The sequence below is a fragment of the Pseudomonas sp. BIOMIG1BAC genome (genome assembly GCF_001705995.2).
Lineage (GTDB): Bacteria > Pseudomonadota > Gammaproteobacteria > Pseudomonadales > Pseudomonadaceae > Aquipseudomonas > Aquipseudomonas sessilinigenes.
The window spans coordinates 7319062-7340144 of the sequence record NZ_CP049045.1 but is presented as its reverse complement, the minus strand read 5'-3'; the positions used below and the strand labels follow the sequence as shown (position 1 = coordinate 7340144).

The 21083-nt window shown below is 63.9% G+C and carries 20 protein-coding genes; 6 read left to right on the top strand and 14 right to left on the bottom strand.

What is annotated here, in order from left to right; genetic code table 11:
* Nucleotides 1–106 precede the first annotated feature (106 nt).
* Nucleotides 107–700, bottom strand: a complete 594-nt coding sequence (gene betI, locus ATY02_RS34150) for a transcriptional regulator BetI (protein WP_011063941.1) — start codon at nucleotides 698–700, stop codon at nucleotides 107–109.
* 425 nt (nucleotides 701–1125) lie between these two features.
* Here betI and betT point away from each other — a divergent pair, with 425 nt between their 5' ends.
* Nucleotides 1126–3123, top strand: coding sequence for a choline BCCT transporter BetT (betT, locus tag ATY02_RS34145; protein WP_031320648.1), 1998 nt, complete (start codon nucleotides 1126–1128; stop codon nucleotides 3121–3123).
* A gap of 165 nt (nucleotides 3124–3288) precedes the next feature.
* Here betT and choV read toward each other — a convergent pair whose 3' ends face one another.
* From choV to ATY02_RS34130, 3 genes are all read right to left on the bottom strand, one after another.
* Entirely contained in the window at nucleotides 3289–4467 is a 1179-nt protein-coding gene (choV, locus tag ATY02_RS34140; protein ID WP_068576779.1) for a choline ABC transporter ATP-binding protein, read from the bottom strand.
* Nucleotides 4464–5309 (bottom strand): choline ABC transporter permease subunit, encoded by an 846-nt coding sequence (choW, locus tag ATY02_RS34135; protein ID WP_068576781.1) that lies wholly within the window; start codon nucleotides 5307–5309, stop codon nucleotides 4464–4466. Before choW ends, choV begins: the two co-directional genes overlap by 4 nt.
* A gap of 66 nt (nucleotides 5310–5375) precedes the next feature.
* On the bottom strand, nucleotides 5376–6323 hold the full coding sequence (locus ATY02_RS34130; RefSeq protein WP_068576784.1) for a choline ABC transporter substrate-binding protein: 948 nt from the start codon (nucleotides 6321–6323) through the stop codon (nucleotides 5376–5378).
* A gap of 492 nt (nucleotides 6324–6815) precedes the next feature.
* Between ATY02_RS34130 and ATY02_RS34125 the strand changes: the two genes are divergently transcribed.
* Both ATY02_RS34125 and ATY02_RS34120 read left to right on the top strand, forming a co-directional pair.
* The gene (locus tag ATY02_RS34125; RefSeq protein ID WP_068576786.1) at nucleotides 6816–8192 is read left to right on the top strand and encodes an L-serine ammonia-lyase; all 1377 of its coding nucleotides are present in this window, start codon (nucleotides 6816–6818) and stop codon (nucleotides 8190–8192) included.
* A gap of 418 nt (nucleotides 8193–8610) precedes the next feature.
* A complete protein-coding gene (locus ATY02_RS34120) occupies nucleotides 8611–9714 on the top strand; it encodes a GlxA family transcriptional regulator (RefSeq protein WP_022641528.1) in 1104 nt (367 codons plus the stop codon).
* Between the two features lie 22 nt (nucleotides 9715–9736).
* Here the strand turns inward: ATY02_RS34120 and aac(6') are convergent, their stop codons facing one another.
* Both aac(6') and ATY02_RS34110 read right to left on the bottom strand, forming a co-directional pair.
* Nucleotides 9737–10183 (bottom strand): aminoglycoside 6'-N-acetyltransferase, encoded by a 447-nt coding sequence (gene aac(6') / locus ATY02_RS34115; protein WP_068576787.1) that lies wholly within the window; start codon nucleotides 10181–10183, stop codon nucleotides 9737–9739.
* Between the two features lie 66 nt (nucleotides 10184–10249).
* Nucleotides 10250–10513 (bottom strand): hypothetical protein, encoded by a 264-nt coding sequence (locus ATY02_RS34110; RefSeq protein WP_068576789.1) that lies wholly within the window; start codon nucleotides 10511–10513, stop codon nucleotides 10250–10252.
* A gap of 257 nt (nucleotides 10514–10770) precedes the next feature.
* Here ATY02_RS34110 and ATY02_RS34105 point away from each other — a divergent pair, with 257 nt between their 5' ends.
* Nucleotides 10771–11256 carry a DUF4952 domain-containing protein gene (locus tag ATY02_RS34105; protein ID WP_228022244.1) on the top strand — a complete coding sequence of 162 codons (486 nt, stop codon included), beginning with the start codon at nucleotides 10771–10773 and terminating at the stop codon, nucleotides 11254–11256.
* Nucleotides 11257–11509: 253 nt separating this feature from the next.
* On the opposite strand, the gene ATY02_RS34100 is transcribed toward ATY02_RS34105, so the two are convergent.
* The 5 genes from ATY02_RS34100 to ATY02_RS34080 all read right to left on the bottom strand — a co-directional run bounded on the left by ATY02_RS34100 (nucleotide 11510) and on the right by ATY02_RS34080 (nucleotide 16321).
* Nucleotides 11510–12670, bottom strand: coding sequence for a gamma-butyrobetaine dioxygenase (locus ATY02_RS34100; RefSeq protein WP_068583097.1), 1161 nt, complete (start codon nucleotides 12668–12670; stop codon nucleotides 11510–11512).
* 25 nt (nucleotides 12671–12695) lie between these two features.
* Nucleotides 12696–13172: a thioesterase family protein gene (locus tag ATY02_RS34095; RefSeq protein WP_068583099.1), complete on the bottom strand. Its 477-nt coding sequence runs from the start codon at nucleotides 13170–13172 to the stop codon at nucleotides 12696–12698.
* Between the two features lie 84 nt (nucleotides 13173–13256).
* Nucleotides 13257–14222, bottom strand: a complete 966-nt coding sequence (locus tag ATY02_RS34090; protein WP_068583103.1) for an L-carnitine dehydrogenase — start codon at nucleotides 14220–14222, stop codon at nucleotides 13257–13259.
* 177 nt (nucleotides 14223–14399) lie between these two features.
* Nucleotides 14400–15287 carry a 3-keto-5-aminohexanoate cleavage protein gene (locus ATY02_RS34085; RefSeq protein ID WP_068583106.1) on the bottom strand — a complete coding sequence of 296 codons (888 nt, stop codon included), beginning with the start codon at nucleotides 15285–15287 and terminating at the stop codon, nucleotides 14400–14402.
* An 89-nt stretch (nucleotides 15288–15376) separates the two neighbouring features.
* The gene (locus ATY02_RS34080; protein ID WP_068583108.1) at nucleotides 15377–16321 is read right to left on the bottom strand and encodes a choline ABC transporter substrate-binding protein; all 945 of its coding nucleotides are present in this window, start codon (nucleotides 16319–16321) and stop codon (nucleotides 15377–15379) included.
* 193 nt (nucleotides 16322–16514) lie between these two features.
* Here ATY02_RS34080 and ATY02_RS34075 point away from each other — a divergent pair, with 193 nt between their 5' ends.
* Nucleotides 16515–17462, top strand: coding sequence for a GlxA family transcriptional regulator (locus tag ATY02_RS34075; protein ID WP_068583111.1), 948 nt, complete (start codon nucleotides 16515–16517; stop codon nucleotides 17460–17462).
* Between the two features lie 257 nt (nucleotides 17463–17719).
* On the opposite strand, the gene ATY02_RS34070 is transcribed toward ATY02_RS34075, so the two are convergent.
* The 3 genes from ATY02_RS34070 to ATY02_RS34060 form a co-directional block, all read right to left on the bottom strand.
* Nucleotides 17720–18136, bottom strand: coding sequence for a DUF3010 family protein (locus ATY02_RS34070; RefSeq protein ID WP_068583113.1), 417 nt, complete (start codon nucleotides 18134–18136; stop codon nucleotides 17720–17722).
* A 151-nt stretch (nucleotides 18137–18287) separates the two neighbouring features.
* Nucleotides 18288–19205 (bottom strand): LysR family transcriptional regulator, encoded by a 918-nt coding sequence (locus tag ATY02_RS34065; protein ID WP_068583115.1) that lies wholly within the window; start codon nucleotides 19203–19205, stop codon nucleotides 18288–18290.
* A 155-nt stretch (nucleotides 19206–19360) separates the two neighbouring features.
* Nucleotides 19361–19765, bottom strand: a complete 405-nt coding sequence (locus tag ATY02_RS34060) for a lysozyme inhibitor LprI family protein (RefSeq protein WP_068583118.1) — start codon at nucleotides 19763–19765, stop codon at nucleotides 19361–19363.
* A 240-nt stretch (nucleotides 19766–20005) separates the two neighbouring features.
* Between ATY02_RS34060 and ATY02_RS34055 the strand changes: the two genes are divergently transcribed.
* On the top strand, nucleotides 20006–20983 hold the full coding sequence (locus ATY02_RS34055) for a dipeptidase (protein ID WP_068583121.1): 978 nt from the start codon (nucleotides 20006–20008) through the stop codon (nucleotides 20981–20983).
* The last annotated feature ends 100 nt before the right edge of the window (nucleotides 20984–21083 follow it).

Sequence of the window (21083 nt, the reverse complement as noted above, 5' to 3'; positions counted from 1 at the left end):
AGTGTCCTCGCAAGTGCATTGAGTAATGGGCTTGTCCACCGGGCGTGCCCTTGGATTCGGGCACGCTGATCAGTGGCGTGCAGAGGCCGAGCGTCTTGGTTGTGCTCTAGCGCTCCTGCTTAGCCAGTTGTAAATCCATGTATTCGTAAGCGATCCGTATCGCCTGGTCGGTGTCGAACGCATCACCCGACAGGGCGCCACGCAGCCACAAACCGTCGATCAAAGCCGCCAGGCCGCGGGCTGCCTTGCGCGCATGGTAGAGCGGCAGGGCGCGGCGGAACTGGCAACACAGGTTGGAATACAAGCGGTGGTCGTTGATCCGCTGCAACCTGTGCAAATCGGGCTGGTGCATGCTGGAAGCCCAGAACGCCAACCAGGTTTTCATTGCCGGGCCGTTCACCTGGCTGGCATCGAAGTTGCCCTCGATGATCACTTTCAGGTGAGCGCGCGGGCTGTCGTCCGTCAGGGCCTGACGGCGTGCTCTGACGCCTTCGTTGAGCATGCTCATGATGTAACCCATCGTCGCTGCGATCAGGCCGTTCTTGTCCCGAAAGTAGTGACTGATGATGCCGTTCGACACTCCGGCCAAACGGGCGATCAGCGCAATGCTGGCGTCCCCCATTCCGACCTGATCGACCGCTTGTAGCGTGGCTTCGATCAACTGCTGGCGGCGTATGGGTTGCATACCGACCTTGGGCATCTGATACCTCTCCTTAGGCCCGCCGGCAGACGCATGACGGCTGTCGGCTTGCGGGCCAGTCTATTTTGTTTTGATTGAACGTTCAATCAACAAAGAATAAGATCTGCGACAAATCGTCGCTGCCTACGGATTCGTCCCGCATGTAGACGGCGGAAAACGACCTCCGAAAAAGACCGCACCCCAGGGATGGCATGGCGTGAACCGGTAAGGACGGACGTGTTGAATGGGCAAGACGCTTCAGGCCTGACGCCGAACCATGGGTTCGAGCCGAGGTCGGGGACGCTGGTTCGCAACGCAGCCGCCGTGGGTCCGGGCTTTTTTCGGGGTGTCTTTATATCACCCGACGATCGGCTGCCAACTAACCGATTGGTCGGGTGCCGTGTTGCCTTGTGTCCTTCTCTCGCACTGCCTGGAGCATCTGTGCAATGAGTTCTGCCTCTCTTATAAAGACCCCGCCGGAAAAGGTGCGGGTCAACGGTTGGGTGTTCTACACCTCGACCGCGCTGATCCTGTTGTTGACTGCGATCCTGATCATCGCCCCGCAAGAGGCCGGCAAAATGCTGGACGTTGCCCAGGCCTGGTTGTCCCGCAGTTTCGGCTGGTACTACATGCTGGTGATCGCCGCCTACCTGGTGTTCGTGGTGGGCCTGGCGTTCTCTTCCTACGGCAAGCTCAAGCTGGGGACCAAGCAAGACACCCCGGACTTCAGCTATGGCGCCTGGGCCGGGATGCTGTTCTCGTCCGGCATCGGCATCTCGCTGCTGTACTTCGGTGCGTCCGAGCCCCTGGACCACTACTTCAATCCGCCCGAAGGCGTGCCAGCCAGCAACCAGGCCGCGCGCCAGGCGCTGCAACTGACGTTCCTGCACTGGGGCCTGCACGGTTGGGCGATCTATGCCCTGGTGGGCCTGGCGGTGGCGTACTTCGCCTACCGGCATAACCAGCCATTGGCACTGCGCTCGGCGCTGTACCCATTGGTGGGCGAGCGCTGGGTCAAGGGCGCGGCCGGCCACGCGGTGGACGGTTTCGGCATGTTCGTGACCCTGCTGGGCCTGGTGACCAACCTGGGCATCGGCTCGATGCAGGTATCGTCCGGCCTGGAAAACCTGTTTGGCATGGAACACAGCAACACCAACCTGCTGATCGTGATCATCGTCATGAGCACGGTGGCCACCATCGCCGCAGTGTCCGGGGTGGAGAACGGCATTCGCCGCCTGTCCAACCTGAACATCGTGCTGTTCAGCGGCTTGCTGATCTTCGTCCTGCTGTTCGGCCCGACCCTGCACCTGCTCAACGGCTTCGTGCAGAACATCGGCGACTACCTCAACGGCGTGGTGCTCAAGACGTTCGACCTCTATGTGTACGAAGGCGACAGCGCCAAGTCCGATCGCTGGCTGGGCCTGTGGACCCTGTTCTACTGGGCCTGGTGGATTTCCTGGGCACCTTTCGTGGGCATGTTCATCGCTCGTATTTCCCGTGGTCGTACCGTGCGCGAGCTGGTGGCTGGCGTACTGCTGATCCCGCTGGGCTTCACCCTGGCCTGGCTGTCGATCTTCGGCAACTCGGCGCTGGATCTGGTGCTCAACCAGGGCGCGGTGGAACTGGGCAAGACCGCCCTGGAACAGCCGTCCATGGCGATCTACCAACTGCTCGAGCATTACCCGGCGTCGAAGATCGTCATCGGTGTGTCGATCTTCGTGGGCTTCGTGTTGTTCCTGACCCCGGCCGACTCCGGCGCGGTGATGATGGCCAACCTGTCCTGCAAGGGCGGTAACGTCGACGAAGACGCCCCGCACTGGCTGCGGATCTTCTGGTCGGTCGTGATCACCCTGGTGACCGTCGGCCTGCTGTTCGCCGGTAACTTCCAAGCCATGCAGACCATGGTGGTGCTGGCTGGCCTGCCATTCTCGGTGGTGCTGGTGTGCTTCATGTTCGGCCTGTACAAGGCCATGGCCCAGGACACCCGGGTCGAGCAGGAACAAGCGGAACTGGCGGCCCGTGGCCGTCGCGGTTTCAGCGAGCGCCTGACCCAACTGGACCTGCAGCCGACCCAGGCAGTGGTCCAGCGCTTCATGGACAAGCACGTGACCCCGGCCCTGGAAGAGGCCGCGACCCAGTTGCGCAACCAGGGGCTGGACGTGCAAACCCTGCTGGGCAAGTCCAAGCGCTGCATGGGTGTGCGGATCGAGATGGAAGAGGGCAACCCTTTCGTCTATGAAGTGAGCCTGGACGGTTACCTGGCGGCGCCGAGCGAGTCGGCCGATGCACCGGAGGAGCGAGCACGCTACTACCGTGCCGAGGTCTACCTGCACAACGGCAGCCAGGAATACGACTTGATGGGCTTCACCCAAGAGCAGATCACCCGTGACGTGCTCGATCAGTTCGAAAGCCATCGGCAGCTCCTGGGCCGGGTTTATAGCTAAGTCCTGAAGTAGACGCGGGCCCGGGCTCACCGGGTACCGCGTCGCCCGCGAAGCGATGTGTGGCGTACCGCCACATCCGCTCCTGCAACAGGTGCAATTCGCACCTCTATTCCCGCTCAAACGACAACGCCGCGACCCAGGTCGCGGCGTTGTCGTTTGTGTCCATCAGCCCAGGTTCTTGCCGAGCAGTGCGTGGTAGAGCTCGCTGTCGCCAAGGATCCCCACCACCTTGTGGTTATCGTGGAGCACCAGCTTGTTGCCGGTCTGGTAGCGGATCTGCAGGGCTTCGCGCATGCCGATATTGGAATCCACCAGGGTCGGGCGCCGGCCCAGCTCTTCCACCGACTGTCCGGGCACCCAGTTCTGCAGGTCCAGCTGCGAGCCGTTGCGTCGGGCACCCTTGATGGTGTTGCCTTCGGCCAGGTCCAGCCAGGAGTCGCCACCCGGGTCCAGGCACACCGAACCGTTGACCCGCTTGCAGTTGTCCAGGCTGCGCATCAGGCTGCGCCCGCACAGTACGTTCAACGGGTTGGTATGGGCGACGAAGGTCCGCACGTAGTCGTCCGCCGGGTTGAGCACGATCTCTTCGGGCTTGCTGTACTGGATGATCCGCCCGTCCTTCATGATGGCGATGCGGCTGCCCAGTTTCAGGGCTTCGTCCAGGTCGTGGCTGACGAACACGATGGTCTTGTTCAGCTTGCGCTGCAGCTCCAGCAACTCGTCCTGCAGGCCCTGGCGAATCAGCGGGTCGAGGGCCGAGAAGGGCTCGTCCATCAGCAGGATGTCGGCGTCCATGGCCAGGGCACGGGCCAGGCCCACGCGTTGCTGCATGCCACCGGACAGCTCGTCCGGCTTCTTGTTGCGCCACTGGGTCAGGCCCACCAGCTCCAGCTTGTCGTCCACCAGCTTGCGCCGCTCCTTCTCCGGGCGGCCCTGCATCTCCAGGCCGAAGCTGATGTTCTCGCGCACCGTCAGCCAGGGCATCAGGGCGAACTTCTGGAACACCATGGCGATGCGCTTGGTGCGCATCATCTTCAGCTCGGCCGGGGAGCAGTGGGCGATATCGATGTGCTTGCCTTCATGCTCGACGAACAGCTTGCCGCGGCTCACGGTATTGAGGCCGTTGATGCAGCGCAGCAGGCTCGACTTGCCCGAACCGGACAGGCCCATCAGCACGCAGATCTCGCCCTTGTTGATGTCCAGGTTGGCCTTTTCCACACCGACCACCAGGCCGGTCTGCTTGAGGATCTGCTCGCGGGTCTGGCCCTTGTCCAGCAGTGCCAGGGCCTCGCGCGGCTTGTTGGAGAAGATGACGTCGACGTCTTCGAAACGAATGATGCTCATGCCTCACCCCTTGCCGGCAGTTCCGGCTGCTTGCAGATACGGTCGAGCATGATTGCCAGCAACACGATCGCCAGGCCTGCTTCGAAGCCCAGGGAGATATCGGCGGTGTTCAGTGCGTTGACCACGGGTTTGCCCAGGCCATCGGCGCCCACCAGGGCCGCGATCACCACCATCGACAACGACAGCATGATGCACTGGGTCACGCCGGCGGCGATGCTCGGCATCGCGTGCGGCAATTCGATACGGGTCAGCAACTGGCGGCGTGAACAACCAAAGGCCTTGCCGGCATCCAGCAGCTCCTGTGGCACGTCGCAGATACCCAGGTAAGTCAGGCGGATCGGCGCGGCGATGGCGAACACCACGGTGGAAATCAGCCCCGGGACCACGCCCAGGCCGAACAGAGTCAGGGTTGGGATCAGGTAGACGAAGGTCGGCACGGTCTGCATCAGGTCCAGCACCGGGCGCATGGCGGTATAGAACATCGGCTTGTGCGCGGCGAGGATGCCCAGCGGCACGCCGATGACCACGCAGACCAGGGTGGCGAAGGTCACCTGGGCCAGGGTCTCCATGGTCTCCTGCCAGTACCCCAGGTTGAGGATCAGCAGGAAGGACAGGATGACGAATACGGTCAGGCCCCATTTGCGCTGGATCATGTGGGCCAGCAGGGCGATCAGGCCGATCAGGGCCAGGGGGTTGAACCAGGTCAGCGCGAACGTCACGCCGTGAATCATGGCTTCCAGGCTGGTGGCGATCGCATCGAAGATGTTGGCGCCGTGTTTCGTCAGCCACTCTACAAAGGCCGCGATGTACTGGCCCAGGGGGATTTTCTGATCAGTGAGCATGGTATTGAACGTCCGCATGCAATGGAAAAACAGCCCGGGCGGGCGAACCCGCCCGGCGTAAGCGACTTACTGGGCCAGCTTGGCTTTGACGGCCTCCAGGCCTGGTTTGCCATCGATGGTGGTGACTCCGGCGAGCCAGGTATCGAGCACTTGAGGATTGTTCTTCAGCCAGGCCTTGGCGGCCGCGTCGGGCTTCATCTTGTCGTCCAGCACGTTCCCCATCAGGGTGCTTTCCATGTTCAGGGTGAACGACAGGTTCTTCAGCAGTTGGCCGACGTTGCTGCACTCCTGGGCGTAGCCCTTGCGAGTGTTGGTGTAGATGGTCGCCTGGCCGAAGTTGGGGCCGAAGAACTCGTCGCCGCCGGTCAGGTACTTCATCTTGAAGCGGGTGTTCATCGGGTGCGGTTCCCAGCCCAGGAACACCACCGCGGTGTCGCGGCGCTGGGCGCGCTCCACCTGGCTGAGCATGCCCGCCTCGCTGGATTCCACCACTTTGAAACCGGCGTCCTTCAGGCCGAAGGCATTCTTGTCGATCATGCTCTGGATGGTGCGGTTGCCGTCGTTGCCCGGCTCGATGCCATAGATCTTGCCGTCCAGTTCCTTCTTGAACTTGACGATGTCGGCGAAGTCCTTGAGGCCCTTGTCATACAAGGCCTCGGGAACGGCCAGGGTGTACTTGGCGTTCTCCAGGTTGGCGCGCACGGTCTCCACAGTACCGGCCTCGCGATAGGCCTTGATGTCGTTTTCCATGGTCGGCATCCAGTTACCCAGGAAGACGTCCATGTTCTTGCCGTCGGCCAGGGACTTGTAGGTCACCGGCACGGAAATCATCGTGGTCTTGGTCTTGTAGCCCAGGGCGTTGAGCACGACGCTGGTGGTGGCGGTGGTCACGGTGATGTCGGTCCAGCCGACATCGGAGAAGTTCACGGTACCGCACTGTGCCGGTTCTGCAGCGTGTGCCAGAAGCGGCAGACCCAGCATGGCGGCCAGCAACAACGAGGGGGAACCTTTCATAGAGGGGAGACTCCTGGATGTTCTTCTTGGCGGCGTTTGGACCGCGCTTATTAAGTGTGGCGGTTGGTGTGTCGGGAACAGCTCTACCACCCCAGGGGCTGTTGACGTTTGCCAAGTGGACCGCCGTCGCGGCCTGCCACCAAACGTCAACAGCCCCTTGCAATCGAGTCGAGACTGATCATGTACCAGTGAAAATCTGTCGCCTACGGGGTGCGTCGTATCCAGTACAGGGAGGGTCGCATCCAGTGTCGGTGACGTCGCTTACAGCGTTTTTCCGCAATTTTTCCTTCATCCGGGGCGTAAAAAACGCCCGGAATCAGGCCCTGTCGCCAAGCGGCGTTGGTGGACATGAACGAGTCGGTGTCAGACGTCGGCAAACCCGGCAAAAGCCTGATGATGCGCCCTTCTCGGCGGATTGCAGCTTGAGCGTAGCAGCTCCGTCAGTGGGCGTTTTCGGCGTCCGGACTGTGCTCATCGAGGAGTCACCCAGGCATGGCTATCAGTGTTTTCGACTTGTTCAAAATCGGTATCGGCCCCTCCAGTTCCCACACCGTCGGCCCCATGCGCGCAGCCGCGCTGTTCGCCCAGGCGCTGGGTGAAAAACAGCTGCTGGATCAGGTGCGCCGGATCGAGGTCCAGCTCTATGGCTCGCTGTCGGCCACCGGTATCGGCCATGGCAGCGACAACGCGGTGATCATGGGGCTGATGGGCGAGTGGCCCGATGCGATCGACCCCTCGTTGATCGGCACCCGCATCGACCTGCTGCGACAGACCTCTACCTTGTTGCTGGACGGGCGCCTGCCGGTGCCGTTCATCTGGTCCCGGGACATGCGCCTGCTCGACGAGAACCTGCCGTTCCACCCCAATGCCATGACCCTGGTGGCCGAAGGCGAGGGCGGGGAACTGCATCGCGACACCTATTATTCGGTCGGCGGCGGTTTTGTCGTCGACCAGGCCCAGGCCGACAGTGGCGTGGCGGACCTGGATCGCAGCGAGCTGCCCTACGATTTCTCCAGTGCGGTGGAGTTGCTGGATCTGTGCCGCAGGCACAACCTGCGGGTGGCCGAGCTGATGCTGGCCAACGAGAAGACCTGGCGCTCGGAGGAAGAAATCCGCAGTGGGCTGATGGCGCTCTGGCGCGCCATGCAGGACTGCGTGGAACAAGGCCTCAAGCACGAGGGCACGCTGCCGGGCGGGCTCCATGTACGGCGCCGGGCGGCCAAGCTGCACCGCAGCCTGCAGGAGCTGAACAAGCCCAATGTGATCGGCTCGACCCTGAGCGCCATGGAGTGGGTCAACCTCTATGCCCTGGCGGTCAACGAAGAGAATGCCGCCGGCGGGCGCATGGTCACCGCGCCCACCAACGGTGCGGCGGGGATCATCCCGGCGGTGCTGCACTACTTCATGAAGTTCAGCGAGGAGGTGACCGACGCCCATGTGGTGGACTTCTTCCTCGGTGCGGCGGCCATCGGCATCCTGTGTAAAAAGAATGCCTCCATCTCCGGTGCCGAGGTCGGTTGCCAGGGCGAGGTCGGCTCGGCCTGCGCCATGGCGGCGGCGGGACTGGCGGAGATCCTCGGTGCTACCCCGGAACAATTGTGCAACGCTGCGGAGATCGGCCTGGAACACAACCTTGGACTGACCTGCGACCCGGTGGGCGGCCTGGTCCAGGTGCCCTGCATCGAGCGCAACGCCATCGCCGCGGTGAAGGCGATCAATGCCGCGCAGATGGCCCTGCGTGGCGATGGCCAGCACTTCATCTCCCTGGACCGGGTGATTCGCACCATGCGCGATACCGGGGCCGACATGCATGACAAATACAAGGAAACTTCCCGCGGCGGCCTGGCCGTAAGCGCCGTGGAATGCTGAGCCGCCCGCCGCTGCGCGCAAACGGCCCATCGGCGCGGGAGGACGCCACCTTTTAGCGCGTCGTGATTAGACAAGTGGCCCACGGAGCCGACGGGCATTCCCGTTCGTCGCTGCGTTGCGCTTTGAGTGACACTCGGCTGTGGCCTGCACGCGCGACGGCTCTACGAGTGCTACCTAACTGCTCACCCTCGCCGGCGCCCGCCGGCGACTTTCGTTCTGCATGTCTTTAATCCGCACACAGGCAAGGGCTATGTAGAGGCTTCGCGACGTCGTTTTCAGGAGTTATTGAATGCCCATTCAACTTTAGGCATGGCAATTGCTCTGTGATGACCAAGCCCGTTTCCCTCGAGTGACAGGGCACCAATAAAAAGAGCCTCCGCCTGAGGCCATCACCCGCTTTGTGTGAGGAGATATCGCGATGACGTCGTTCAACTCCGGGGCCCAGCCCCAGAACCGTGCGCCTCAATCCATCGGCTTTTTGCTGCTGGACAATTTCACGCTGATTTCCCTGGCCTCCGCAGTCGAACCCCTGCGCATGGCCAACCAACTGTCCGGCCGCGAGCTGTATCGCTGGACCACCCTCAGCGTCGATGGCGGCCAGGTCTGGGCCAGTGATGGCCTGCAAATCACTCCCGACGCTTCCATGCACAAAGCCCCCAGCCTGGATACCGTGATCGTCTGCGGCGGTATCGGCATCCAGCGCACCGTGACCCGTGAGCATGTGTCCTGGTTGCAGAGCCAGGCCCGTCAGTCCCGACGCCTTGGCGCCGTGTGCACCGGCAGCTGGGCGCTGGCCTGCGCCGGCCTGCTGGACGGCTTCGATTGCAGCGTGCACTGGGAGTGCCTGGCGGCGATGCAGGAAGCCTTCCCCCGGGTGGCCATGAGCACCCGCCTGTTCACCCTCGATCGCAACCGCTTCACCAGCTCCGGAGGCACCGCGCCGCTGGACATGATGCTGCACCTGATCAGCCGCGATCACGGCCGCGAGCTGTCGGCGGCGATCTCGGAGATGTTCGTCTACGAGCGCATCCGCAACGAGCAGGACCACCAGCGCGTACCGCTCAAGCACATGCTGGGCACCAACCAGCCCAAGCTGCAGGAAATCGTCGCGCTGATGGAAGCCAACCTGGAGGAGCCGATCGACCTCGACGAACTGGCGGTGTACGTCGCGGTATCGCGCCGGCAACTGGAGCGCCTGTTCCAGAAGTACCTGCACTGCTCGCCATCGCGCTACTACCTCAAGCTGCGCTTGATCCGCGCCCGGCAACTGCTCAAGCAGACGCCGATGTCGATCATCGAAGTGGCCTCGGTCTGCGGTTTCGTCTCCACCCCGCACTTCTCCAAGTGCTACCGCGAGTATTTCGGCATTCCGCCACGGGACGAGCGCATCGGTTCCAACACCACCCAGCAGGTGGCGATGATGCCGCTGCCCCAGGCCATGGTCCTGGCGCCACTGTCCGGGCCACTGTCGGCCCTGAGCCAGGCGCGCAACGAATCCACCTTCGCCAGCGTGCGTCTCTAGGCGCGGTCGCAGGCCGCCCCGGTCACAGCGCCTTCTTGAAATACACCACGCGCTCGGTTTCCTCGAAGCCGAGCGCGTGGTGCAGGGCATGGCTGACCAGGTTGTCCAGGCTGGCGTCCGAGGCGATCTCCACGCAGCCCTGCTGCCGCCCCCACTGGCTGACCTGTTCGATCAGGCGCTGGGCTATGCCTTGGCGCCGGTGTTCGGGAGCGACGTAGATACCTTCCAGAAACACCACCGGCGAGCTGTCGGTGCCATTGACGTAGTCGCGGCGCAACGACGCCTCAGCCAGGCCCAGCGTTTCACCACTGGCGGCCTGGGCCAGCCAGCAGCCGTAGCGAGCGGGCTCGGCGAGCATCTGGCGGATTTCTTCCCGGTGTTCCTCGGGGGGGCAGTGGGGCCACAGGCCCAGGCGCAATTGCAGCCAATGGCCGGGATCGGCGGCTTGGCCGGGCAGGATACGGATCATGGGCAGTCGCCTGTGCAGTACAAAGAGGTGCGTACTCTAGCAACCGGCCCATGGCACCGGGGCGATTCAGGCGCGTTTTTGCTGCTGGTACTCGGCCAATGCCGGCAACAGCTGGCGGTCGAGGGCCTGGCGCACGGCAGGAAGAATGGTCGCGTTGCCGGTGAGCATCTGCTCGACCATGCCCTTGAGTGCCTTGGCCCGGGCATCGCTCAGGCCCCTGACTGCGCATTCGCAGGCCTGCTCGGCACTGGCGCCTGCGGGCATCTCGAAACCCAGGGCCCGGAGTTGCCCCAGCAGGTCGTCCTGGTCAATCAAATCCGCGTGCATCATGGCGCTTATCCTTGTTCAGGGAGTGGGGTCGCCAGCCGATTCTGGTAGGCCGTCCCGATGGCGGCAAGGGCAGATTGTCGCGATGGCCCGTTTACCTATGAACAGGTCGTTTTCGGCTAAGTCGATGGCCATGGCCGGTTGCCACAGCGTTGGGAAAAGGCGGCGCAATCAAGTCTTGCGGCGCTTGCTTGTGAGGCTTCGGGCTTGCCTTAAGGGTGGGGTAATGAGCGCTCCTGCCGCGCAAAGACACTCTGTGCATGCGCTGGGTGTTCGGTAGGATGGCCGCCGAGTGGCAAACCATGGAGCTGGAGTGGATGAAAGTGATGTTCAGAATGGGGTTCGCCTGTTTGTTGTTGATGGTTTCCAGCGCTGCTCTGGCAGCTCCCGAGTGTGGCGATTTTCTGAAGGCCATGACCGATCCACCGAAGTCCCTGGAGTTTTTCCGCTGTGAGTCGAAGCCCCAGGATCAGGGCGCACCGCTGACCGCCAGTTACCGGGTCAAAGGTAAGGATGCCCATGAGGTAGAGCGCTATCTGCAGCGGGAGTTGGGGGTTCAGGAGGGGCTCAGGTTTGTCTGCTGCGGCTGGGAAACGAAGGGTTTCATTTCCTATAGGGATAAAAAGACCGGGCGTAATTACCAGATTGGCATGGGCTCTGAAGAGACGCCCTACAACCAGCGCCAGGATTGGCACAAGATCGGCTATTTCTATGTGACGGTGGTGCTGTATACCGAGGACATCTGAAGGCGTGGCTGTGGCCCTATTACCTATGAGCAGGTCGCTCTTGGCTAACTCGCGGGAAGGCAGAGTGGGCAGACTGAAACCAGCTCGCGTCGTGTCGGTTTGGTCACCTTCTCACCGCAGCTCCTCAGCAGTAGTCCCTGCCTCGATCCTGTCACGGCTTGATCGGGGCTTTTTTTTGCCTGTGGAAAGCTCTCCGGCAAGCTTCGCCGGCAAGCCGGCTCCTACGGCGGAGCCGGGGCGGGAGGGGTGAGGATCAGCGCTGTAGCACCAGGATTCTGGAGAGCAGTTCGTCGCGGTCGATGTAGCAGCCCTGGAAGTGCCGAGCGCCGCTGGCCGGATCGAAGGCATTGCGCGCATGCAGGGTGCGCCGATTGTCGAAGCACCACAGCTGCCCCGGTTCCAGGCGCCGCACCAAGCGAAAGCGCGCCTGGCGAGTCAGGGCGATCAGGCTTCGATAGGCGTGGTACAGGGGCGGCATCTGTTCTGGCGGTGCGTCGAAGGGGCCGCGCAGGAAGTTGGCCATGCGGATCTCCGCCACCTGGCCCAGGGCGTCCAGGGCGATGATCGGCGCCAGGCAGCGGTAGTCGCTGTGGCGGTCCTTGTTGCGAAATTCCACGGGGATTTCGCACAGGGTGCGAAACGCCTCGGGGTCTTCCCGGCGCAGGGCATCGGCGATGGCGAAACCGTCGACGAAGATGCTTTCGCCGCCTGCCGCGTCGTTTACCAGGCAGTGCAGGAACTGCAAGCCCGGTTGCAATTCGCGAGTGGGCAGGTCGCTGTGCAGCGGCAGGTTGAAGGCGGTGTAGGCATTGCTGTCGGCATCGGCCTTGGATTGCACGTTGAACAGCACACCGAAGTTGCTTTCGCGGATGAACGAGATCCGCCGGGCGATCGCTGCCAGCGCGCCAGGTTCGGTCGGTGCTCCCCGGACCTGGGTCAGGCCGATATCGCGCACCGCCAGCAGCCATTGCAACAACGCCTGGGGATCGTCCATCACCGCCTGGTATTCGAAGACTGGCAGTTGCAGGCTGCTGTCCCATAACCGGCTGTGGGCCCTGGCCACGCGGCGCTCCTCGCGCGACTGCGGGTCATAGGCGTGGGCCCGCAACCAGCCTGGGTCGAAACGGCTCTGGTGGCCGTCCTGCCAGATCACTTGCAGGCAACCCTGGTGGTCGATTTGCGCGCTGGAGCACGCCAGGTCCTCGGGCACATCGAGGATCTCCAGTACCTGCTCGCGGGTCACCGGATAGACGCATTGGGGGCAGGAGCAGTTGTCCCGCAGCCAGGGGTGGTGGAAGGGGCTCCAGCGACCGTCCGCCCACTGCACCAGGACCTGGTCCGGCAAGGCCTGGACGGTGGCCAGCGCGCTGATCAACGGATAGCTGCGGTAGTCGGCAAAGGCGGCGGTGTGCACGGCGATCTCCTTTTCGGGTTGGGGATTACTTCTGCGCGGGCAGGCCGATCACCCGGCCGATCCAGGCCGGAGGTGGCAGGTCCGCCTGTGCGGTTTGCAGGGCCGCAAGCCGTTGCCGCACGGCGTCGGTGAACGGCGCCGAATGCGGCCCGGCGAGGTCGACGTGGAGCAGCATCTGTTCGTTGCCGGCCAGCTCCCGGGCATCACCGACCTGGTGCAGGCTGTGGTACAGGTGCAGGCGCTTGTGGTCGTGGCCGATGATCTGGGTGCGTACTTGCACCTCGGTGTCGAGCTTCACCTCGTGCAGGTAATTCAGGTGCAGCTCCAGGGTGAACAGCGAGTGGCCGCTGGCTTCGCGGTTGTCGCTGTCCAGCCCCAGGCAGTCCATCAGGGCATCGGTGGCGTAGCTGAAGATCAGCAGGTAGAAGGCATCGCGCAGATGGCCGTTGTAATCGACCCAGTCGCTGATGATGCGGGTGTTGTAGGTAGTCAGTGCAGGCATGGCAGGGGCTCGGGCAAGGGGCAGTGGAATCCCGGGGCCGCTGCCGAAGGCCCCAAGGCGCCCGGCAGTGGCTTGCAGGAGGCGTTATTCGCTGAAACTCATGCCGTGCCTGGCCTTGGTGGTTTTCACCGCCTCCAGCACCGCCAGCAGGCAGTCGTCGCGATAGCGCTCCAGGGCCGCAATGCTGTGCGTGCCCAACTGCTCGGCGGTGCCTTCGACCACGTCGTCGATCAGCTTGTCGGTCAGCTCCGGGGCTGGCAGGTAGGTCCAGGGCAGTTGCAGCGCCGGGCCGAACTGGGCCATGAAGTGGCGCATGCCAGCGTCGCCGCCCGCCAGGGTGTAGGTGAGAAAGGTGCCCATGAACGACCAGCGCAGGCCGGCGCCAAAGCGGATCGCATCGTCGATTTCCCCGGTGCTCGCCACGCCGTCGTTGACCAGGTGCAGGGCCTCGCGCCACAGCGCTTCGAGAAGACGGTCGGCGATGAACCCGGGGACTTCCTTGCGCACGTGCAACGGGCGCATGCCCAGGGATTGGTAGACCTGGATCGCCGCTTGCACGGCCTCTGGCGCGGTACGCTTGCCGCCCACCACCTCCACCAGCGGCAGCAGGTACACCGGGTTGAACGGGTGGCCCACCACGCAACGTTCCGGGTGAGTCGAGCCTTCGTAGAATTCGCTGGGCAGCAGCCCCGAGGTGCTGGAGCCGATCAGTGCATCGGGCTTGGCCGCCGCACTGATCTTGCTGTGCAGCTCCAGCTTGAGTTCCAGGCGTTCCGGGGCGCTTTCCTGGATAAAGTCCGCGTCACGCACGCATTCCTCGATGGTCGCCACGAAGCGCAGGCGGTCCTGGGAGGCACCGGGCGCCAGGCCGTTCTTCTGCAGTGCGCCCCAGGCATTGGCCACCCGCTGGCGCAACGCCGCCTCGGCGCCTGGAGCCGGGTCCCAGGCCACCACGTCCAGGCCATGGGCCAGGGCGCGGGCTACCCAGCCGCTGCCGATCACGCCACTGCCCAGGGCAGCGAAGGTCTTGATGTCGGTGATAAAACGCATGGCAATGTCCTGATGGTCAAAAAATGGAGGTATCTGTAGCCGCTGCCGAGCCTGCAAGGCTGCGTTCGGCGGCGTAGCCGTCGTGAAGCCGGACGGCGCGGTGTGCCCGGTCACTCATGGTTGCTGTTTTGGCGGCTGCGTTGCCGCCGTGCGCAGCCTCGTACAAGGCCGGAGTGGTTATCCGCGTTTGTTCAGGCCCATCTTCTGGCGGCCCTCGGCCGGGGTCAGGACCCTTGCTCCCAGGCGGCTGAGGATCTCGCTGGCGCGCTCCACCAACTGGCCGTTGGTGGCCAGCACGCCCTTGTCCAGCCACAGGTTGTCTTCCAGGCCGACCCGTACGTTGCCGCCCAGCAGCACGGCCTGGGCGGCCATCGGCATCTGCATGCGGCCGATGCCGAAGCCGGCCCAGACCACGTCCGGCGGCAGGTTGTCGACCATGGCCTTCATGGTGGTGGTATCGGCCGGGGCGCCCCAGGGAATGCCCAGGCACAGCTGGAACAGCGGGTCGTCCAGCAGGCCTTCCTTGATCATCTGCTTGGCGAACCACAGGTGGCCGGTATCGAAGATCTCCAGCTCGGCCTTCACCCCCAGTTCCTGGATACGCTTGGCGCCGGCCCGCAGTTGGGCCGGGGTCGAGACGTAGATGGTGTCGCCGTCGCCGAAATTCAGGGTGCCGCAGTCCAGGGTGCAGATCTCCGGTAGCAGCGCCTCGACGTGGGCCAGGCGCGCCAGCGGGCCGACCAGGTCGGTATTGGGGCCGAACTCGGTGGGGCGTTCCCCCGGGCCGATTTCCAGGTCGCCGCCCATGCCGGCAGTGAGGTTGACGATGATGTCGACGTCGGCCTCGCGGATGCGCTCCATGACTTCGCGGTACAGCGCCACGTCGCGGCTGAACTTGCCGGTCTGCGGATCGCGGACGTGGCAGTGGACCACGGTGGCCCCGGCCTTGGCGGCTTCTACCGCGGCGGCGGCGATCTGCTTGGGGGTGATGGGTACATGGGGACTCTTGGCGGTGGTATCGCCGGCCCCGGTGAGTGCGCAAGTGATGATGACGTCGTGGTTCATGGTGCAATTTCCTTACAGGCGTGTTTGCTGGGGGCGTGGCGCTGCCGTGCGCGGCCCTGGCGGGCGGCGCGACGGCACAGGTATTCAGGTTATTGGCGGGTCAGTTGCAGGTGCTCGATGGCCGGCTTGCCGTCGAAGGTGGTCACCCCGTCGAGCCAGCGCTGCTGGTCTTGCGGGTGATCCTTGAGCCACTGCCGGGCGGATTCCAGGGCGTCCTTGTGGTCCAGCAGCGGCTGCATCATGCGGCTCTCGTCCTCGGCGCTGAAGGTCAGGTTGGCCAGCAGCCGGCTGACATTGGGGCACTGCTGGGCGTAGCTGGGGGCGGTGACCGTCCAGACCGTGGCCCGGCCTTCATCGGGCCCCAGGGCGTTGTCGCTGCCGGAGAGGTAGGTCATCTGCACGTTGACGTTCATCGGGTGTGGCGCCCAGCCGAAGAACACCACCGCCTCCTTGCGCCGTACCGCGCGGTCCACCGCGGCGAGCATGCCGGCCTCGCTGGACTCCACCAGCTGGAACTTGCCGAGGCCGAACTGGTTCTTGGCGATCATCGCCTTGATCTGGGTATTGGCACCGGAGCCGGGCTCGATGCCGTAGATCTTGCCGCCCAGCTCCTTCTCGAACCGGGCGATGTCGGCGAAGCTCTTCAGGCCCTTGTCCGCCAGGTAAGTGGGCACGGCGAGGGTGGCGCGGGCGTCTTTCAGGCTGGGCTGGTCGAGGACCTTGACCTGGCCGGCCTCGACGAACGGGGTGATGGTCTGGGTCATCAGCGGGTTCCAGTAGCCCAGGAACAGGTCCAGGCGCTGGTCGCGGATGCCGGCGAAGATGATCTGCTGCGAGGCGCTGGTCTGCTTGGTCTTGTAGCCGAGGCCGTCGAGCAGGACCTGGGCCATGGCGCTGGTGGCGATCACGTCGGTCCAGTTGACCACGCCCAGGCGCACGTTCTGGCAACTGGCGGCATCGGCGGCCATGGCCCCGGAGCTGAACAGGAGGGTACCGCTAAGAGCCAGGACGCAACGGCTGATCAGTCGTTTCATGAGGGTTTCCTCGGCAGGTCGTTATTGTGGGCCCGGCGTCTTCGTGCGCCGGTGATGCCACGTTACGCAGCTGGCGGGTTGCGAAAACGCACAGCGGCGACCGGCTCTTGCACTGCAGCGACCTCGTGTCTTGAAGCCGCCCGGGAAACGGCGTATCACATTGGCCACGCCGCCCGTCCTCCGAGTGCGTCCCATGTCCCAGGATTTCTACTTCTTGCTGCTGCCGGGGTTCTCGGCCATCGGCTTCATCTCGGCCATCGAGCCTTTGCGGGTGGCCAACCGCTTTCGCGGCGGGCTGTATCGCTGGCATGTATTGAGTGTGGATGGCGGGGCGGTGCTGGCCAGCAACGGCATGTCGGTCAACGCCGATGCCGCGCTGGAGCCGTTGAAGAAGGGCGCCACCTTGCTGGTGGTGGCCGGGTTCGAGCCACTGCGCTCCTTCGGCGCGGCCCTGGAGCACTGGCTGCGGCGCCTGGATGGGGACGGGGTGACCCTGGGCGGGATCGACACCGGTAGCGTGGTGCTGGCCGAGGCCGGCCTGCTGGAAGGGCACCGGGTGGCCCTGCACTGGGAAGCGATCGACGCCTTCAAGGAGTCTTATCCACAGCTGAGCGTCACCCAGGAACTGTTCGAGATCGACCGGCGGCGCATCAGCTCGGCCGGTGGCACGGCGTCCATCGACATGATGCTCGACCTGATCGGCCAGGCCCACGGCCCGCAGCTGGCGATCCAGGTCAGCGAGCAGTTCGTGCTGGGGCGCATCCGTCCGCGCAAGGACCACCAGCGCATGGAGGTCGCCAGCCGCTACGGCATCAACAACAAGAAACTGGTGCAGGTGATCGGCGAGATGGAGCAGCACAGCGAGCCGCCCTTGAGCACCCTGGCCCTGGCCGAGTCGGTCAACATCACCCGACGCCAGTTGGAGCGGCTGTTTCGCCTGCACCTCAACGACACGCCGAGCAATTTCTACCTCGGGCTGCGCCTGGACAAGGCCCGCCAGCTATTGCGCCAGAGCGACCTGAGCGTGCTGGAAGTGAGCATCGCCTGCGGTTTCGAATCGCCGTCCTATTTCACCCGCAGCTACCGCGCGCGGTTCACTCGCTGCCCACGGGAGGATCGGCAACACAGCCAGAAGGCCTGAGAGCCTGTTCACGATCTGCTGCGCTTAGCCCATGGGGCGTTAAAAAAGGCTTCGAAATGCTCATTCAGGACCCTGAATTGCGCTTTCTCAGCCATTTTTGCCTGGCCTGAGCGTCGCTCGCTAGACCGTGAGCAGGTTCTGAGCTGCCCTATTGGTGGGAGCGAAACTGGCTCGCGATGCAGGCAACCCGTTGGGTCAGGCCGTACGCCTCGCGGGCCAGTCGGATCGCCGCCCGCTCGCTCCTACAGATACGCGGACTACTTTTTCAGCAGCGCCGCGCAGGCCGCCTTGTACGCCTCGTGCTGGTACTTGTTGAGGCTCGCCGGCAGCTCGTAGCCGTGCTTCTTGTGCTGGGCGGTGAGGGTCTGGGGCGACAGCAGGGTCACCTCGCAATTCTCCAGCAACTGGAACACGCCCTCGATCTTGAAGGTGGTAGGGCCACCGGCGAACTCGCCTTTCTTGCTGCGCTTCTTGATGGCGATCCGGGTGATGCCCTGCTTGCGAACAAAATCTCGCACCTGGGCGGCGAAGGTGCGCACGTTGGCTGCTTCATCGTCGTCTTCCAGGGCGATCTTCTTCACGGCGATGGCCTGGTGTTCAAGCGTGCCGCCTTGCAGGGAGGCGAGGGCGAAGATGGCTTCGCTGCCCTTGATCTCGATACCGCAAATGCTCATGGGGAATCCTTGTGAAAGTCGTTGGCTGGTGCGCAGCTTACAGCTCCAGCTGGTCGGCGCGAATGCCGAATGCCGAATGCCGAATGCCGCGGCGCGACCGAGACTTGTATTTCCTCCACGACAGAAGCTTGTCCCTTTGTTGCCCCTCTCACTAGCGGGCGGGCGGCGGTCCGCGACGGTCCATTTCGTACACCCGGCTGTGCAGCAGGCGTTCCTTGAGCCAGGTACCGGCCTGGCCCAAGGTGTTTTGGCGTGCCCAGAGCAGGTCGATGCCGACCTGCCAGTCGCCGTGGAACGGGTCGGCCAGGTGCAGCTCCACCAGTTCGCCCCTGGCCAGCTCGCGCTGGACCAGTTGCCGGGGCAGGGCGGCCCAGCCGAGCCCGGCACGCAGCATCTCCAGCAGTGCGTGTTGGTCCTGTACCTGCCACAGCCGCAGGCAACGCAGGTACTCGCTGCTGGGGGGCTGCTGGCTGGGCAGGCTGGAGGCGCACAGGCGCCGGTGCTGCTGCAAGTCGTCGGCGCTCAGAGGGTTGCGCTGCGCCAGGGGATGGTCCGGGTGGCAGGCATGCACCAGGTGCAAGCGGCCCACTTGCTGGAACTCCAGCGCCTGGGGGTAACCAGGCGCTGAGGGGGCCAGGCCGAGAGCCGCCTCACCCCGGGCTACCAGTTCGCTGGCACTGCTGGAGTGAGGCTGGCGCAGCAACAGGTCGACCTGGGGGAAAGCCTGCTCGAACTCATGCAACAGCGGCAGCAGCGGACCGTACGGTGCCTGGATCACCAGCGTCAGTTGCGGCTCCGGCTCCTGGGACAAGCCATCGGCGCTGGCTTGCAGGTCCTGGCAGCGTTCCAGTACTGCCTCGGCCTGCAGCAGGATTTTCCGACCAGTGGCGGTCAACGCCGGGCTGCGGGTGCTGCGATCGAACAGCTCCACCTTCAGGTCGTCTTCCAGGTTGGCGATGGCCAGGCTGACGGTGGACTGGGTCTTGCCCAGCCGACGCGCGGCGGCCGAGAACGAGCCGGTCCGCGCGGCCTGTACGAACATCTGCAATTGATCCAGCGAAAAATCCATGGCGTCCCCCAATCCCTGGGCAAAGTGACCCGGTCCACCATTGAGAACGATGGCCAGCCAGGCTTAGCAGGGTAGTCAAGCACAGGCTGGCGAGCCTTGGCGGCCCATGAGAGAGGGGGGCGAGGGCTCGCCCCCGGATCGGCGCCAGGGGTGGATCACTCCTGGGCGATGGACTCGATGAACTCCGAACGCTCGTCGCTCATGCGCGCCAGGCAGTCGTTGCTGGCGATGTTGTAGGCCTTGCTGCCGGGCTTGGCCGGGAAGGATTCCACGGCGCAGTCGGCGTCGCGCTGCTTCTGCCACAGCTGCTGGGCGTTCTTGACCTTGGCGGTGATGTCGCCCAGCTGAGCCTTGTCGTTGCCATACACGGTGCCCAGGCGTTCCAGCAGGCTCTGCACATTGTCATTGAGCAACTGCTCGGCGGTGGTCCTGTTATAGGTCGCGCACTCCAGGGTCTGCACGTCGTTTTCGACACCATCGCAGGGAGAGTTGTCGGTTTCTTCGGCCGCCTGTGCGCCGCTCGCCAAGAGTACCAAGGCCAGGAAGATCGGTTTCTTCATTGCAGCGCTGCCCCCAAATCCAATGAAGCTTTCGTTGAAGCGGCGAATTCTGGCGCAAGGCCCCGGTAAAGAACAGAGGCCCGGATAACCCTCTATCCGCTGCTTTGTCGGCGCTTGACGCTTTCGGCAAACCCCCTGTCGTTTTTGCATCGGGGCGCCCTGGCCCTCAGGCATATGCTGGCCCCAAAGCGCCGGCAGACGATTCGGCGCAGGAATCGCCAGATAAAAGGGGACAGCCTGATGAGCCCAGCCGAACTACACGCCGACAGCATCGTTATCGACGGCCTGATCATTGCCAAATGGAACCGCGAGCTGTTCGAGGACATGCGCAAGGGCGGCCTGACCGCGGCCAACTGCACGGTGTCGGTCTGGGAAGGCTTCAAGGCCACGGTCGACCAGATCGCCGCCAGCCAGAAGTTGATCCGCGAGAACAGTGACCTGGTGATGCCGGTGCGCACCACCGCCGACATCCGCCGAGCCAAGGAACTGGGCAAGACCGGCATCCTCTTCGGCTTCCAGAACGCCCATGCCTTCGAGGACCAGATCGGTTATGTGGACGTGTTCAAGCAGCTGGGCGTGGGCATCGTGCAGATGTGCTACAACACCCAGAACCTGGTGGGCACCGGCTGCTACGAGCGCGACGGCGGGCTGTCGGGCTTCGGCCGCGAGATCGTCGCCGAGATGAACCGCGTCGGCATCATGTGCGACCTGTCCCACGTCGGTTCCAAGACCAGCGAGGAAGTCATCCTCGAATCGAAGAAGCCGGTCTGCTACTCCCATTGCCTGCCTTCGGGCCTCAAAGAACACCCGCGCAACAAGTCCGATGCCGAACTGAAGTTCATCGCCGACCACGGCGGCTTCGTCGGCGTGACCATGTTCGCGCCGTTCCTGGCCAAGGGCATCGACTCGACCATCGACGACTACGCCGAGGCCATCGAGTACACCATGAACATCGTCGGTGAAGACGCCATCGGCATCGGCACCGACTTCACCCAGGGCCACGGCCAGGATTTCTTCGAGTACCTGACCCACGACAAGGGCTACGCCCGGCGCCTGACCAACTTCGGCAAGATCATCAACCCGCTGGGCATCCGCACCGTGGGCGAATTCCCCAACCTCACCCAGACCCTGCTCAAGCGCGGCCACTCCGAGCGCGTGGTACGCAAGATCATGGGCGAAAACTGGGTCAATGTGCTCAAGGACGTCTGGGGCGAGTGATGAACATCCCCGGAGCCTGCTGCGCCCACCGATAGCTGCGTCGCGTCCTCGCGACAGGCTCGCCGTACATGCGTACTGCTCTCGCCTGTCGCTGCGGGTC

Coding starts and splice junctions, on each gene's coding strand:
- betI (WP_011063941.1), bottom strand. CDS start 700: ATGCCCAAGGTCGGTATGCAACCCATACGCCGCCAGCAGTTGATCGAA.
- betT (WP_031320648.1), top strand. CDS start 1,126: ATGAGTTCTGCCTCTCTTATAAAGACCCCGCCGGAAAAGGTGCGGGTC.
- choV (WP_068576779.1), bottom strand. CDS start 4,467: ATGAGCATCATTCGTTTCGAAGACGTCGACGTCATCTTCTCCAACAAG.
- choW (WP_068576781.1), bottom strand. CDS start 5,309: ATGCTCACTGATCAGAAAATCCCCCTGGGCCAGTACATCGCGGCCTTT.
- ATY02_RS34130 (WP_068576784.1), bottom strand. CDS start 6,323: ATGAAAGGTTCCCCCTCGTTGTTGCTGGCCGCCATGCTGGGTCTGCCG.
- ATY02_RS34125 (WP_068576786.1), top strand. CDS start 6,816: ATGGCTATCAGTGTTTTCGACTTGTTCAAAATCGGTATCGGCCCCTCC.
- ATY02_RS34120 (WP_022641528.1), top strand. CDS start 8,611: ATGACGTCGTTCAACTCCGGGGCCCAGCCCCAGAACCGTGCGCCTCAA.
- ATY02_RS34110 (WP_068576789.1), bottom strand. CDS start 10,513: ATGATGCACGCGGATTTGATTGACCAGGACGACCTGCTGGGGCAACTC.
- ATY02_RS34105 (WP_228022244.1), top strand. CDS start 10,771: ATGCGCTGGGTGTTCGGTAGGATGGCCGCCGAGTGGCAAACCATGGAG.
- ATY02_RS34095 (WP_068583099.1), bottom strand. CDS start 13,172: ATGCCTGCACTGACTACCTACAACACCCGCATCATCAGCGACTGGGTC.
- ATY02_RS34090 (WP_068583103.1), bottom strand. CDS start 14,222: ATGCGTTTTATCACCGACATCAAGACCTTCGCTGCCCTGGGCAGTGGC.
- ATY02_RS34085 (WP_068583106.1), bottom strand. CDS start 15,287: ATGAACCACGACGTCATCATCACTTGCGCACTCACCGGGGCCGGCGAT.
- ATY02_RS34080 (WP_068583108.1), bottom strand. CDS start 16,321: ATGAAACGACTGATCAGCCGTTGCGTCCTGGCTCTTAGCGGTACCCTC.
- ATY02_RS34075 (WP_068583111.1), top strand. CDS start 16,515: ATGTCCCAGGATTTCTACTTCTTGCTGCTGCCGGGGTTCTCGGCCATC.
- ATY02_RS34070 (WP_068583113.1), bottom strand. CDS start 18,136: ATGAGCATTTGCGGTATCGAGATCAAGGGCAGCGAAGCCATCTTCGCC.
- ATY02_RS34065 (WP_068583115.1), bottom strand. CDS start 19,205: ATGGATTTTTCGCTGGATCAATTGCAGATGTTCGTACAGGCCGCGCGG.
- ATY02_RS34060 (WP_068583118.1), bottom strand. CDS start 19,765: ATGAAGAAACCGATCTTCCTGGCCTTGGTACTCTTGGCGAGCGGCGCA.
- ATY02_RS34055 (WP_068583121.1), top strand. CDS start 20,006: ATGAGCCCAGCCGAACTACACGCCGACAGCATCGTTATCGACGGCCTG.